We start from the raw sequence: 14,922 nt of genomic DNA, 5'->3' as shown, positions 1-14,922 counted from the left end.
ATGCCGATTCATTTATGGCAATATTTCCAAAAAATGAAACCGCTACCATAGTAGGAAATATGCGATTCATGATATAATCAAATCAAACAGGAGGTGGTTTCATTGTTACCCTACACAATTTATCATGAACCAAAAAGTAAATACGCCTATATGTATGATAAGGACACTGTTCATTTGCGACTGATTGTTCAAAAAAATCATATCCAATCGGTACGTGTATTATTTGGTGATCCCTTTCATTGGGGACCATCTGATACCACGCCAGAAACATGGGAATGGAAGCAAGATAGCACTGCAGATTCCTACATGACAAAAGAATACGAAACTCAGGATTTTGAACATTATATTTACGAAGCTACTCCTTCGACAAAACGAATGCGTTACGCATTCTTAATCGATGAACGGTATTTATACGGGTCACGTGAAACCATTGATGTTATCGAGCATCCCGATAAATTAACCCATCATTTTAATTACTTTAATTATCCTTTCCTAAACGAAGAGGATATGTTTTCACCACCCGCCTGGGTTCAGGATCAAGTCTGGTATGCAATTTTCCCAGAACGATTTGCCAATGGTGATCCATCGATTAATCTACCTGGTACTCTTGCATGGGGTTCGGTAACGAATTATCACAATCGCCAATTGTTCGGAGGAGACTTACAAGGGATTATCGATCATCTGGATTATATTCAGGACATTGGTTTTACAGGTATCTATATGACCCCGATTTTCCCCAGTGACTCAACCCATAAATACGACGTCAACGACTATTTTGACATTGATCCAGCATTTGGTGACAAAGAGACCTTTAAACGCCTCGTTGAGGAAGCTCACAAGCGTGACATGAAAGTAATGCTCGATGCCGTATACAATCATTGCGGTTTTCGTCATCCATACTTTCAAGATGTCATTAAACATGGTAAACAATCGAAATACTACGATTGTTTCTATATCATAGATTCCGATAAACCGGTCATCAACTTCGACATTGATGCCCACGGTAAGATCATTCGCGAAAGTGCCAAACCACTCTTCGAAGATAAGACACTGTTGAACTATCGCACCTTTGCATTCACTCCATATATGCCAAAAATGAATACCAATCATCCTTTGATGAAAGACTATCTTCTTAAAGCCGCAGCCTATTGGATTACAGAGTTTGACATCGATGGATGGCGACTCGATGTCAGCAATGAAGTATCCCATGCCTTCTGGCGGGATTTCCGACACACCGTGAAAACCAGTAAGAGAGAGGCTTATATCGTCGGTGAAAACTGGGAAAACAGCACTCCTTGGTTACAAGGAGATCAATACGATGGTGTCATGAACTATGAGTTATTATTTCCGATATGGGATTATTTTGGCACCAACATTGATCATAACCAATCAACATCTACGGAATTTAAATACAAAGTTAATCAAGTGTTAACCAACTATCCTAAAAATGTGTTACCTTCCCTATATAACTTAGTCGATTCCCATGACACGACACGGATTTTAGAAATCTGCTCGAATAATATTGAACTTGTAAAACTACCGTATCTATTCCTGTTTAGTTTTCCAGGTGCACCGAGTGTATATTATGGTGGTGAAATCGGGTTAAGTGGCAAACACGACCCGGATAATCGCCGGTGTATGCCGTGGGATCCTACCGAGCACAATCCCGATTTGTTGCGACACATCAAGCGACTCATCTATTTACGTAAGCATGTACCTGCATTAAAGAGTGTTGCTTTCCGTTGGATTGAAACAAACGATGTCGAAGAATACCTTATCTACCAAAAAGACGATGTCTATTTCATTCTTTCGAAACGTTTCAAAGAACTCACCATTACCCTGCCAAAAGCGATGCAAGCCGGTGAATATACCGACCTTTATACGGATCAAACAGTCATTCTTTCAACGACATTGTTAATCCCAAGTTATGGATTCTTCATTCTTCAAAAAAAATAGAAGAGCAATTGCTCCTCTATTTTTCATAATAACTTCCTAAGATGGTAATGAAACTACTTTTGTATCGAACCATCGCCAAGGCTTCACTGATGGTTTCATGTTCGATATTTCCTTCGAGTTCGATATAGAAAATCATCTCTTTTTGTGTTGAAATCGTTGGTAAACTCAATAATTTAACGATGTTGATTCCACGGATTACAAATTCATGTAAAACATCATATAACGCGCCGACGTGATTAAACTTGGGGCAACATGCAATCAGCGTACGATTGTGGAAGCCCGTCACTTTCAGTGACTTCTCAACAAGAATAAATTTATGCATATTCTCTTTCGTATCCCGAATATTGTTTAGTACCACGTTGTACTGCCCTAACATCTCCTGATTGGATAGTACCGCACCGATGGTATTCTCTTGTGATTGTTCCAAGACTTCGTAGGCTGATTTATTACTGGATACGTAGTGTTTTTCATATTTACCGAGTTCTTGTTTCAATGTATTGTATGCTTCATTAATGCTGTCTTCTGTGGCGTACAATTTCTGTATTGCTGAAGGTGTTGTTCCAGAAGAGACCACATGCAGAACAATATCCAACATAATGACACGGGTTATGTGATAGTGATTGTGATGAATGCGGCCGAGGACATCAAAACTAGTACCAAACTTCATATTTTCTAAAGGCACAACAATCCCGTCGACTTCTTCTTGTTCTAAGGCATAAAATAAACGTCCAATATTGTTATATGGTACAAGATCCTCTTTTATATAAAAGGTTGCACCAGCAAAATAGGAATACGATCCTTCCGGACCTAAATAACCAATCATGTTACACCTCCAACATCATATCATTCATTGCATCTTTAAACGTCCATTCCATTCGATTGTCATCGATTGTCAAGATTCCATAAGAAGGGGGATATTTTCCACGAGGAGCATAAATGCTACCGGGATTGATTATCCACATTCCATCAACATTATCTTTGCGAAGAATGTGGGTGTGGCCATATAAGACAATATCAAAGTTGTCTTCCAACCCGCGACTAATTAGGTGTCCTAATGTTCGATGAACATGATATGTATGGCCGTGCGTAAGCAATATTTTACGATTGCTTATCGTGATTTCTTGCTCGTCCACGATTCCAGGATCAAAGGCAATATTTCCTTTGACATGAATGATATTGCGTTCTAACAAATATTCTTGATCCAGCCCAAAATCCCCTAAGGAAATGATATAATCTATATCCGTGTAACGGTTCAATATTCGATCCAGCAATTGTTGATGTCCGTGGACGTCACTAAAGACAAGTATGTTCATCGCATCACCTTCTTACTATAAATTATATCAAAGGCTTATCCATTTTCCTAATTGAAGTGCAAAAGAGTGAAGCACAGCTCCACTCTTTTAGTTTAATAATTGACTACTTTTCGTTCAAAATAAGCTTTTGGATGATCACAAACTGGGCATATTCCTGGTGCGCGTTTTCCAACACTGACATGACCGCATTTGCGACAAATCCATACAACCTGCTCACCGCTTTTAAAGACGAGATCTTCTTCTAGGTTATGAAGCAACTTGCGATACCGCTCTTCATGATCTTTTTCGATATTGGCAATTTGACGGAAGGATGCAGCAACTTTCGGAAATCCTTCTTCATCTGCAATTTTTGCAAACTCTGGATAGAGCTCTGTCCACTCTTCATTTTCACCTTCGGCACCTGCTAATAGATTATCAGCAGTGGTTCCTTCAACACCTGCAGGATAAGCAGCTGTGATTTCAACCATTCCACCTTCTAGATGACGGAAAAAGATTTTGGCATGCTCTAACTCATTTTCAGCAGTTTCCAAAAAGATTGCAGCGATTTGCTCATACCCTTCCTTTTTGGCAATTTTCGAGAACATCGTGTAGCGATTACGTGCTTGCGATTCACCTGCAAAAGCCTTCAATAAATTTTGTTCTGTTTTTGTACCCTTTAATGACATATTGTTCCTCCTTTTCATTATATATTATATCAATTCAAGTTGATTTTCTCAAATGCATAATCAATTGTTGTGTCGCTAATGCCCGATGACTAATCGCATTTTTTTCTTCCATGGTTAATTCTGCCAGATGTCGCCCATCGGATATACAGAAGATGGGATCATAGCCAAAGCCGTTATCACCTCGTGATTCCGTTGCAATGTTTCCATGTAAAATACCAGTGAAATACCGTGGTTCACACCCTTGTTCCAACAAGCAAATCACGGTGATAAATGCAGCTTGTCGATTTCGGATTCCACTCATATTGTTCATCAACAAACGATTGTTATCTTCATAGGTAACGTCCTCACCAGCATACCGCGCACTGTATACTCCAGGCGCACCATCCAGTGCCTCAACCATCAATCCACTATCATCGGCGATAATGTCTTTGTGCAACACATCTTGGAGGGTTTTCGCCTTGATATAGGCGTTTGCTTCAAACGTCTCTCCATCTTCAATAATCTCACCAATATCTGGGAACTCATCCAACGTATACACGGTGTACCCAAGTGGTTCAAGCATATGTTTATATTCGTCTGTTTTATGTTTGTTTTGGGTTGCTATTACGATTTCTTTCATCCAATCACTCCACAAGTATTATATCACTGAAACAAAAAAAATAGACAGATTATCTGTCTATTTTCGTAACCAATTATTAAATTTGTCGAGATCGGTGTTATTTCCGATCAACAGGAGTTGATCTTCTTGTTCAATGACGGTATCGGCATTGGGGATAATCACATCTTCACCACGACGAATCGCGACAACATTGATTTTAAATTTATTGCGCACATCCAAATTAATGATTGTGGAATCAATGATTTTTGTAGTTGCATTGACAACGATGAAACTATGACTTTCATTTAAATCGATATAATCAAGGACATTGTCACTGACAATTTTTGATGCCAATCGCTTCCCAGATTGTTGTTCTGGCTGAATGATTTCATCGGCACCAAGTTTTTCGACGACTTTCGCATGATCGGCATTTTGAACTTTGACAATAACGGTTTCAACACCGAGATCTTTTAAGATTAGGGTCGTTAAAATACTACTTTGCAAATCTTTCCCAATTGCTACAACAACACAATCAATACTACTGATTCCAACTTCTTTTAACGCTTGTACATCGGTCGTATCAAGGGTTACAGCATGGGTAGCAATTTGACTCATTCGTGCAATTCGTTCTGGGTCGCGATCAATCACCAAAACATCAACATCTTTATTGATGAGTTCGACGACAACGCTCTGTCCAAAACGTCCCATTCCAATAACGGCAAATGATTTTCGAGCCATGGATATCACCTACACTTTTATATTTGTCAAATGAATGTTGTTATTTGACTTTATTATATTACCATACTTTGGGATAAAGTCAAAATGTTAATCGCTTTTCGTTTGAATCAAGTTATACTGTGATATAATCGTTATGAGGTGATGTTTATGATTGAGCAAAAAGGGAAATTTTTGATACCGATAATCTATGTTAGCACATTGGTGTTATCCGTCTTTATCTTTTTTGGATTGAGACTGATTCTATCCTCCATTTTATTGGATGACAGCATCCTTCAGTTAGCGTTTTATTTACCCGTATATCTCTTATTAATTCTATTATTTGTTCCTGCATGGCGCAACAGCCTCATACACGCTGTGAAACAGTCGCGAAAAACATTGCAATATACATTGTACGGTGTCCTTCTCATGTTTCTGGCAATGGTCGTGATTGGGATTGTATATCAATTGATTGGCATTAATGATACTTCAGAAAACCAGGCGTTTCTCGACTCCCTTGCCTTGAATGGATCCATCTACGATAAAATCAATTTAGCGGTGTTTGCGATTGTACTGGCACCCCTCGTTGAGGAAATGGTGTTCCGCAATGCATTGTTTCAAATCTTACGTACCAATAACATGTTACCAATCAATGTCGTTATTACGATATCAGCCTTTACCTTCGGATTAATGCATACTGGTTTTAGTGATTTGGTTCAAGTATTCTACTACGCCGGATTAGGTGCGATTCTCGGATATATTTATTATCGAAGTGAAACCATAGTAACCCCTATTTTGGTCCATATGTTATATAATACCTATGGCGTGATTGTCATGCTAATTACATTAGGCTAAAAAAAAACACCTCATGGTGTTTTTTTTATTGTTCGCTTTCGTTGGATGATGCAATAGCACATATATCCTACGGTAAAGAACAGGCCACTGAATTTCAATATCGTGGCTATATGAAGAATCGTATAAAAGGCAATTCCAACATCAAATACAGCGTAGAACAATAAGATGATGATGTTTTCGATATAGTCCAATACCATGGTTGCAATGATAATGGGAATGAGCCACGCTAAGCGTAGTTCTTTGGCAATGGTCCCTAATAAGGACGCATAGACAATCGGGAATAGGACATCAATAATATAGAATAATTCAAACTGTTGGCGGAGCGTATGTAGTTCGGTCATCGATATCGAACCAGATGGTGACATGAGGATATCCATCGTCCGCCTTACATCGTCAATGGTGTAGAAAATTTGCATATCATAAAACAGTGGTATTCCACTGACATCGATGGTGATTAATAGAATACTGAATGCCATCAACAACACCACAAGCGCTGATGATAATAATTGTATTCGTCGTTTCATCCAATCCCTCTTTCTAACGTTTATTGATGTTTTACAAGCACCTCTTTTATCGCTGTTTGATCATTGTGTGTGGCATAATCTAACACGTTATAACCCAAGTATTTTTTTCCGAGGTTGTGTTGCTTTTTTAATATGGTTTTCACCATGTCCACATCACCAATCAATACCGCGTAGTAAATTGCATCCAGCTGTTTACTATCAATATTATAGACCGAGGCGTCATGGGCGATCAACTGTTCGACCAAATAGGGTTCGTGATTCATGATCGCATAGAATAACGGGGTATTGCCAAAGATATCTTTGTTGTTGACGTTGCTTCTAGGAATTAAGGATACCGCCAAATCAAAATCATTCATTACGATTGAAAGGGTTAGTTGATTTGCTTTCAATTTTGATTGATACTCGGCATCGTTTTTTAACCGATTAAAGGTTTCAATGGCTTCGTATTTGTTTTTTTGTACGGCAATATCATAGGGTGATTGATTAAACTTCGATTGATCATACGATGTTAACCCCGATTGCAAGAACACCTGCACCATTTCAAACATCGGATGTTCGACGGCCATGTGAAGTGGCGTTAACCGGTAGTTTGTTTTCGAATATGGGTTTACCCCTTGTTCAATCAGATATTGAACAATGTCAACAGTGGAATACAGTGCCGCGTAATGCAATGTCGATTGGCCTCGATCATCCAAGGAATTTATAATTGCTCCTTGTTCTATTAAATATTTTACGGCTTTGATTTTTTTACTGCGAACCGCATGTTGAATCACACTCGAGTGAAACTCGTTTGTACGATAAATATCTGCACCATGAGCCAGCAGAATTTCGAGACATGAAACACTTCCTTTGAACGCGGCTTTATGGAGTGGGGTATCCTGATTGTCGTTGGGTGTGTTTGGATCTGCACCATGTTCAACAAGCAAAGACACCATCGCATCATTGCCCATGTAACTGGCGATATGTAAGGGGGTATCGCCAAACTTGTCACCAAGATTGGGATTCACCCCGACTTGTAATAATAAGCGCATCGAATGCGCAGCTTTGTTCCGGGTGGCAAGATGAAGCAATGTTTGGTTGCGATCGTCTTTGATATGGACATCGCCACCTTGTTTTAAGTACGTGACAATATAGTTTGTGTCATTGGTGAGTGTTGCTTGATGGATACAGCTACTTGTGCCGTCACCATACTGTAAAAAATGATCGTAATCCACATTGTCACCTCCTTAAAGTTTACACTACAAAAGTACCATAAATAACAAAAAAATACCACAATTTCTTGTGATATTTTTTTACTTTGAGTAGGTAATTATCTTACAGCTTCTTTTAAAACTTTACCAGCTTTGAAAGCAGGTGATTTTTGTGCAGGAATGTGAATTTTTTCGTTGGTACGTGGGTTGTGACCAACACGAGCTTTACGATTGCGTACTTCAAATGTACCAAATCCAGTTAAGACTACTTTTTCTCCTGCTACTAATGATTCTTGTACAGCTGCTAATGTTGCGTTCAATGCAGTTTCAGAATCTTTTTTTGTTAAACCTGAAACCTCTGCGATGCGAGCAATTAATTCAGTTTTGTTCATAAATTTGCCTCCCTATTTTTTTATCTGTAATTATTATAGCAGTTAAACGGCTTTATTGCAAGGATATTCGGCACTTTATCTAATTAAACCATATTTTTTATAAATAAGGTGGTCAATTTTGATACTCGGCTATATACCTTAATTAAAGCCTTTTCATTTGAGAGGTCGTTCATATGATGGTATCAAAGCTCTTTTTTTCGACTCCGCTCAAAGAGGTTCCGATAGGCGATTTCGGGGTCTAATTTATTAAATAAAACATTATAAATCTGTTCAATAATCGGTAATTCTAAATCGTGTTCAACGGCGTACTTATAGGCTGCTTCGCATGTTCGTATCCCTTCAACAACCATGGTCATTGATTCGAGTGTCTCTTCTAGATCCTTCCCGTGTCCGATTTTATACCCGGCTTGGAAGTTACGTGAATGAGGACTGGTACAAGTAACAATCAAATCACCAATTCCTGTCAATCCAAACAGGCTAGCTGTATCAGCACCATACGACTCATAAAATTTCTGCATTTCGACCAAACCACGAGTAATTAATGCTGCTCGTGCGTTATCACCGAGTCCTTTTCCGGCAATTAAACCACTTGCAAGAGCAAAAATATTTTTTAGCGCTCCACCAAGTTCAACACCTTTCAAATCGGTGGATGAGTAGACACGGAAATAATCACTATTATGGAAGAGATGTTGTGCAAAAATCGCATGTTCCTCCACTTCACTTGCACACGTGATGACAGTCGTCATTCCTTGAATGACCTCTTCGGCATGGGAGGGACCACTCAAGGCCACAAATCCTTTTAAAAATTCGGCCGGTACCATCTCTTTAAAGATCTCACTGACACGTAAAAATGTTTCCGGTTCAATTCCTTTGGCTGCATTGATGCATAATTTTGGTCGTTCGATGACGTCAACTACACTACGCAACGCTGGACGCAGTACTTTTGTCGGTACGGCAAACAAGAGGACATCACTAAAGGATATCGCCTCTTGAATGTTATTTGTTGCGCGAATATCGTCATTAATATCCTCATCTAATTGAATACAAATGTGCAATGTATTCACTTTTTTGACGATTTTTGGATCAACATCATATACCAACACATCATGATTGTTGTTGCTGAGGACAGTGGATAGGGCAAGACCCCAGGATCCACCACCAATAACACTGATTTTCATCTAATCACGCTTTCTGAGAATAATTTTAATCGGGGTCCCTTCAAAATGAAAGGATTCTCGTAATCGATTGCGTAAATATCGTTCATAACTAAAATGCATACAGTCCTCATCATTGACAAAGAGGACAAACGTCGGTGGCTTCACAGCGACTTGTGTCGCATAGAACAGTTTGACCCGCTCTCCATTATGTGGTTTCGGTGGATTAACGTAAAACGCATCCAGTAAGACATCATTTAACACCGAGGTTTGAACACGTCGATTATAGTTAACAAATGTGTTTTGGATCGCAGGGAATATCGTATGAACCCGTTGCTTGGTTTTCGCACTTAAGAATAAGATGGGCGCAAACTTGACAAATTGAAAATGGGACTCAATTTCTTTGATCCAGCGATTCATTGTATTCGTATCTTTGGTAATGGTATCCCATTTATTAACCACCAACATTACGGCTTTGCCAGCATCGATTGCATAGCCGGCAATTTTTTTATCCTGTTCACGGATTCCGGTTTCTGCATCGATTAAAATCAGACAGATGTCACTGCGTTCGATGGCTGAGAGTGCACGCAGCACACTGTATTTTTCCGCATTCTCATAAACTTTACCACGTTTCCGTAATCCGGCGGTATCGATGACGACATAATCTTGTTCATTGTAGGAAAATAAACTGTCAATGGAATCTCTTGTTGTCCCTTCAATGTCGGATACAATGACTCGTTCTTCGCCAATTAATGCGTTGAATAGCGATGATTTCCCAACATTGGGTCGACCGATCAAACAGAGTTTGATCCGATCTTCTTCATAGACAACTTCTTCTTTTAGTGGCAGCTTGCGAACGACTTCATCGAGCATATCGCCAATCCCAATACCATGTCCACTACTCACAGGAATCGGATCGCCAAGGCCAAGACTATAAAATTCATACATCGTATCGGTAAGATTCTTATCATCGGCTTTGTTTAACGCAATGACAACAGGTTTATCGGCTTTGTATAGCATCCGGGCAATGTACATGTCATCATCGGTAATCCCACTCCGAATATCGCAAACGAAAAGAATGACATCGGCTTCGTCGATGGCAATCTGTGTTTGTTGCTTTATTTCATGGATAAAAGGAGTATCGTTAAAGTCGATACCCCCAGTGTCTATTATATGAAATTGTTTGGTTAGCCATTCGGCTTTCGCATAGATCCGATCCCGGGTGATTCCCGGTTCGTCATCGGTGATGGAAACCCGATCACCGACGATGCGGTTGAACAGTGTCGATTTCCCAACATTGGGTCGACCGACAATGGCAACAGTAGGGTACATAGGACCACACCCTTATTCGTCGTCTTTTAATTCCTCGAATTTGTCGGCAAACAAATCACCAAGTGTTTGTGCTTTGACTTCTTCTTCGGTTTCTTTATATTTTTCGAATAATTCACGTTCTTTTTGTTCTTTGAGTGCTTTGATCGAAATTTTCATTCGCCAGTTGTCTTTATCAACATCGAGAACCACCGCGTTGATGACTTGTTCGACTTTTAAGACATCGCTGAGTTGACTAATGCGATCAGAGGAAATCTCACCAATCGGTAAGAAGGCGTTGACGTTTTGCACTTGAACAAGTGCACCGTTGGATTGTAGTTCCACTACGGTTCCACTGACTTCTTCGCCTTTTTTGACGCTGACGTCTGCCCATGGATTGTACTCTAAGTGTTTTTTCGATAAACTCATGCGACGCTTTTTAACATCCATGCTTAGAATTTTTACATTAACAGTATCGCCTACTTCAACCATACCAGCTAAGTTTTCATGGGGGTTCCACGAATAGTCTTTGCTATTAATAATTCCCACTACATCTTGGTCGACTTCAAGCAACATTGCACTTTTCATTTTACGAACCACTTTACCAGTTACTTCATCACCGACATTGTGCGTGTCTGCATACAGTTCCCATGGTGTTTTTTGCAATGCTTTTAAGCTTAAGGATACTTTTCCTTTTTCTTTTTTCAGGATTTTAACCGTTACTTTGTCACCGGTTTTGAGTTCATCTTTTGCACTGTTTACACGATGATGTGAAATTTCACTGACATGTAGTAATCCCTGGATTCCACCAAGCTCAACAAATGCACCAAAATCGAGCACATTTTGAACAGTACCTTCTACAGTACTACCCACTTCAAGATTATCAAATGCTTCTTTTTTCGCTAGTTTCATGTCTTCTTGTTGAAGAACCTTACGTGATACAACGACTTTGCGGTCGCTGTTTTCAATGACAACACATTCCAATGTTTGCCCTTTGAAATCTTCGGGATTCACAAATTTCACGTCTATATGACTGTTTGGCATAAACATTTCAATTCCTTCATGGCGAAGCAATAATCCACCACGAGTCACACGAGTTACTTTCCCTTGAATCCGTTGTTGATCTTTGGTTTCTTCATCAAATTTCTTGCGTTTTTCGCTTTTCAACATATCTTTACGACTCAACAAGATTCGTTGATTTTCGTGATCAATTTTCGTGATTTTAAATTCCATTTCATCTCCTTCTTTGACTACTTCTTTACAGGAGGAAATGGTATTCCCTAAACTGAATCCCTCTTTATAAATAACACCATCAGCAAATGCTTTTATGTCGACATAACACAAATCATCTGTGACGTGGAAAACTGTCCCCTTAACAAATTTTCCTACTTTGACATTCGTCATTTTAAACTCCATATCCATAGTTCTCAACCTCTCTTATCTTTGTCGTAAGCGTCTGAACGACGTCGTTGATGCTCATATGCGATGTATCGATGATAATCGCATCTTCTGCCGGTTTTAACGGGCTATGTTTCCGCGTTGCGTCCAGATGGTCGCGTCGCGCAATTTCTAACTTTAATTGTTCTAAATCACTGGCAATGTTTCGTTTCAAGTTGTCTTGATGACGACGCATTGCACGTTCTTCTATCGATGCTGTTAAAAAGAATTTCACATCGGCTTTGGGAAGAACTTTGGTTCCAATATCACGACCATCCATTACCACATTGTGATGTTTCGCAAGGGTCTGTTGGATCGCAACCAAACGCTGGCGTACGGTTAGATACGATGACACCAATGATACATTGTTGGAGATATCGTTTTTCCGCACTTCATCGTGGACATCCTTTCCATCCATAAACAGGTGTCCATCATGGAACATAAATGTCGTATGATCAATAAATTCAAATACATTTTCATCGTTTAGATTCAGTCCTAAACGGATGGCTTTAAGGGTTACGGCGCGGTACATTGCACCTGTATCAATAAAGATAAAGTCCAGTTTTTCTGCAAGCAATTTAGCAATGGTACTTTTACCTGCTCCAGCTGGTCCGTCAAGGGCAATTTGCATATACTTCACCGCATCACCTCTTTTCAACATGTTTTATTATAACAAATTATTTTAAAAAGTACATAGTATTTACGATTTTACTTGTTCTTTCAATTGTTTTAGTTCATAGGGTTTCAATCGTCTAATTTCGCCTTTTTTCATTCCTTCGACAGTTACCATACCAAAACGGGTTCGTTTCAACGATAGAACCGGATGCCCAATCGCTTCAAACATTTTCTTCACTTGATGATATTTCCCCTCGGTAATAATCAAAGTCACAATCGACGTTTCATTTTTCTTGGTATAGGTCACATTCTTCACAAACGCTGGTTTGGTCTTATACCCATCAATTTCAATGCCACGACGAAGTTGTGCCGATTCATTCTTACGAACAAACCCCTCTACTTTTGCCACATATTCTTTTTCAATACCTTTGTGTGGCGATGTCATTTGATTCGTGAAGGTTCCATCATTGGTTATCAACAATACGCCGGAGGTATCGTAATCCAATCGACCAACGGGATACACACGTTTATCACTTGGTACTAAATCCAAAACAGTGCGTCGGTTTTTCTCATCGCTTGTAGTCGAGACATATCCTTCGGGTTTGTAGAGGACATAATAGACCAAATCTTCTTTGGATAAAGCTTGGCCATTGATAACAATATCGTCACTTGACGACACTTTTGTTCCGAGCTCAGTGACTTTTTCACCATTCACAAACACGTTACCAGCAACAATCAGTTCTTCGGCCTTGCGCCGAGAGCAATAACCACTATGGGCAATCACTTTTTGTAGTCGTTCCATATTTTCACCACCAAACAGCAAAAAAGAGGGTGTACCTCTTTTTACTCTTTTGTTACGTTTTCCACAGTTAAATGAACATACGTGATGCGTCGATCACGAATTTCTTTAATAACGAATTTTAAATTCAACCAACTAGGTTCATCATCGTCGTGTTCATAGTTGGGTATTTCTTGTAAGTAGTTATAGTGCATATCCACTTCAGGAAGATCCTCAAACATGCCATAGAGCCATCCGCCTAGATTACTGTATTGTGTCTCCGGTGGTGTCCCGATATCCAGTTCTTCAAACAAATCTTCCAAGTCAATATCGGCGTTGATGCCAAATTTGAATTCTTTGATTTGAGAAATCATTTCATCATCGACTTCATCATGTTCGTCATAAATCTCGCCAACGAGTTCTTCCAACGCATCTTCCATGGTGACAACACCACTGGTTCCACCATACTCACCACTGACAACTGCCATATGAGCTTTTTCTCGTTGTAAAAGTTCGATTAAGGTATCCACACGCATCGATTTGGATACAAACATCGCTTCTTTCATCAATTTACGAATGTATATTTTTTGATCTTTAATCAGTTTGGTAAAGAAATCGCGTTCATGTAAAATCCCGACAATGTTATCGACGGATTTATCATACACCGGTAATCGTGAAAACTGATGATCAAAGAATATCTTCTTAATCGTTTCCACTTCTTCATTGACATCAATTGCAATCATGTCCACCCGTGGTGTCATAATGTCATACACGGTTTTTTCACTTAAATCAAGTACCGACTGAAGCATTTCTGCTTCATCTTCATCGATGGAACCTTCTTCTTCCATCGTATCAATAATCGTCTCCAACTCATCACCGGTAACACTGATGGTGATTTCATCGTTTTCCTTGATTAATAACCCACGTATTTTGAGGAATATCCACGTGATTGGTGACATGATACTGATTAACCAATACATAATGTTACTCAATACAAGTGCGAGTCGTTCGGCATTGTTTTTCGCAAAACTCTTTGGAACGATTTCACCAAAGATTAATATAATCGTTGTCATGACAAATGTATTCATCAAATTGACAACCGTTGGATCGCCAAAGATTTGCGTAAACAAGGAGACACTTACGGTAGCAAGTGCAATGTTTGCCAAATTGTTTCCGACCAAGATGGTCGTTAATGTACGATCAAAGTTTTCTGTAATCCACAGTCCTTTTTTACTTCCTTTTATACCATCCTCGATAAATGTTTTTAAGCGAATCACGTTCACACTTGAGAACACCGTTTCACTTAAGCTAAAGAAGGCACTCATAAGTAAGAGTCCAACCATTAATGCGAGTAATCCTACCGGGATGTCGGTGAATGCTAGCAAATACCTCTGCCAATAATCATCCATTTCTTGTTCACTTC

16 protein-coding genes are annotated in these 14,922 nt (G+C 39.3%); 2 read left to right on the top strand and 14 right to left on the bottom strand.

Annotated features, from left to right (window positions below):
- The first annotated feature begins 102 nt into the window (after window positions 1–102).
- On the top strand, window positions 103–1,956 hold the full coding sequence (locus G4Z02_RS07955; protein WP_258877482.1) for a glycoside hydrolase family 13 protein: 1,854 nt from the start codon (window positions 103–105) through the stop codon (window positions 1,954–1,956).
- Window positions 1,957–1,972: 16 nt separating this feature from the next.
- Here G4Z02_RS07955 and G4Z02_RS07950 read toward each other — a convergent pair whose 3' ends face one another.
- From G4Z02_RS07950 to G4Z02_RS07930, 5 genes are all read right to left on the bottom strand, one after another.
- Window positions 1,973–2,779: a prephenate dehydratase gene (locus G4Z02_RS07950; RefSeq protein WP_258877481.1), complete on the bottom strand. Its 807-nt coding sequence runs from the start codon at window positions 2,777–2,779 to the stop codon at window positions 1,973–1,975.
- Window position 2,780: 1 nt separating this feature from the next.
- Window positions 2,781–3,269 (bottom strand): metallophosphoesterase family protein, encoded by a 489-nt coding sequence (locus tag G4Z02_RS07945; protein WP_258877480.1) that lies wholly within the window; start codon window positions 3,267–3,269, stop codon window positions 2,781–2,783.
- Between the two features lie 92 nt (window positions 3,270–3,361).
- Window positions 3,362–3,934, bottom strand: a complete 573-nt coding sequence (rbr, locus tag G4Z02_RS07940) for a rubrerythrin (protein WP_258877479.1) — start codon at window positions 3,932–3,934, stop codon at window positions 3,362–3,364.
- A 34-nt stretch (window positions 3,935–3,968) separates the two neighbouring features.
- Window positions 3,969–4,553, bottom strand: coding sequence for an RdgB/HAM1 family non-canonical purine NTP pyrophosphatase (gene rdgB, locus G4Z02_RS07935; protein WP_258877478.1), 585 nt, complete (start codon window positions 4,551–4,553; stop codon window positions 3,969–3,971).
- Between the two features lie 57 nt (window positions 4,554–4,610).
- Entirely contained in the window at window positions 4,611–5,270 is a 660-nt protein-coding gene (locus tag G4Z02_RS07930) for a potassium channel family protein (protein WP_258877477.1), read from the bottom strand.
- A 147-nt stretch (window positions 5,271–5,417) separates the two neighbouring features.
- Between G4Z02_RS07930 and G4Z02_RS07925 the strand changes: the two genes are divergently transcribed.
- Window positions 5,418–6,101 carry a CPBP family intramembrane glutamic endopeptidase gene (locus G4Z02_RS07925; protein ID WP_258877476.1) on the top strand — a complete coding sequence of 228 codons (684 nt, stop codon included), beginning with the start codon at window positions 5,418–5,420 and terminating at the stop codon, window positions 6,099–6,101.
- Between the two features lie 11 nt (window positions 6,102–6,112).
- Here the strand turns inward: G4Z02_RS07925 and G4Z02_RS07920 are convergent, their stop codons facing one another.
- The 9 genes from G4Z02_RS07920 to G4Z02_RS07880 form a co-directional block, all read right to left on the bottom strand.
- Window positions 6,113–6,625: a hypothetical protein gene (locus G4Z02_RS07920; protein ID WP_258877475.1), complete on the bottom strand. Its 513-nt coding sequence runs from the start codon at window positions 6,623–6,625 to the stop codon at window positions 6,113–6,115.
- A gap of 20 nt (window positions 6,626–6,645) precedes the next feature.
- Window positions 6,646–7,839, bottom strand: a complete 1,194-nt coding sequence (locus G4Z02_RS07915) for an ankyrin repeat domain-containing protein (protein WP_258877474.1) — start codon at window positions 7,837–7,839, stop codon at window positions 6,646–6,648.
- A gap of 95 nt (window positions 7,840–7,934) precedes the next feature.
- Window positions 7,935–8,207, bottom strand: a complete 273-nt coding sequence (locus tag G4Z02_RS07910; RefSeq protein WP_258877473.1) for an HU family DNA-binding protein — start codon at window positions 8,205–8,207, stop codon at window positions 7,935–7,937.
- Window positions 8,208–8,389: 182 nt separating this feature from the next.
- A complete protein-coding gene (locus tag G4Z02_RS07905; RefSeq protein WP_258877472.1) occupies window positions 8,390–9,385 on the bottom strand; it encodes an NAD(P)H-dependent glycerol-3-phosphate dehydrogenase in 996 nt (331 codons plus the stop codon).
- On the bottom strand, window positions 9,386–10,693 hold the full coding sequence (der, locus tag G4Z02_RS07900; RefSeq protein WP_258877471.1) for a ribosome biogenesis GTPase Der: 1,308 nt from the start codon (window positions 10,691–10,693) through the stop codon (window positions 9,386–9,388).
- 12 nt (window positions 10,694–10,705) lie between these two features.
- Entirely contained in the window at window positions 10,706–12,073 is a 1,368-nt protein-coding gene (locus G4Z02_RS07895) for a S1 RNA-binding domain-containing protein (RefSeq protein ID WP_258877470.1), read from the bottom strand.
- Window position 12,074: 1 nt separating this feature from the next.
- Window positions 12,075–12,737 carry a (d)CMP kinase gene (gene cmk / locus G4Z02_RS07890; protein ID WP_258878713.1) on the bottom strand — a complete coding sequence of 221 codons (663 nt, stop codon included), beginning with the start codon at window positions 12,735–12,737 and terminating at the stop codon, window positions 12,075–12,077.
- Window positions 12,738–12,806: 69 nt separating this feature from the next.
- The gene (locus G4Z02_RS07885; RefSeq protein ID WP_258877469.1) at window positions 12,807–13,523 is read right to left on the bottom strand and encodes a pseudouridine synthase; all 717 of its coding nucleotides are present in this window, start codon (window positions 13,521–13,523) and stop codon (window positions 12,807–12,809) included.
- A 41-nt stretch (window positions 13,524–13,564) separates the two neighbouring features.
- Window positions 13,565–14,908, bottom strand: a complete 1,344-nt coding sequence (locus G4Z02_RS07880; protein ID WP_258877468.1) for a hemolysin family protein — start codon at window positions 14,906–14,908, stop codon at window positions 13,565–13,567.
- Window positions 14,909–14,922 lie beyond the last annotated feature (14 nt).

Source organism: Candidatus Xianfuyuplasma coldseepsis, from assembly GCF_014023125.1.
Taxonomy (GTDB): domain Bacteria; phylum Bacillota_I; class Bacilli_A; order Izemoplasmatales; family Izemoplasmataceae; genus Xianfuyuplasma; species Xianfuyuplasma coldseepsis.
The sequence above is the reverse complement of the archived record's forward strand: the minus strand, read 5'-3'. Positions and strand labels throughout refer to the sequence as shown.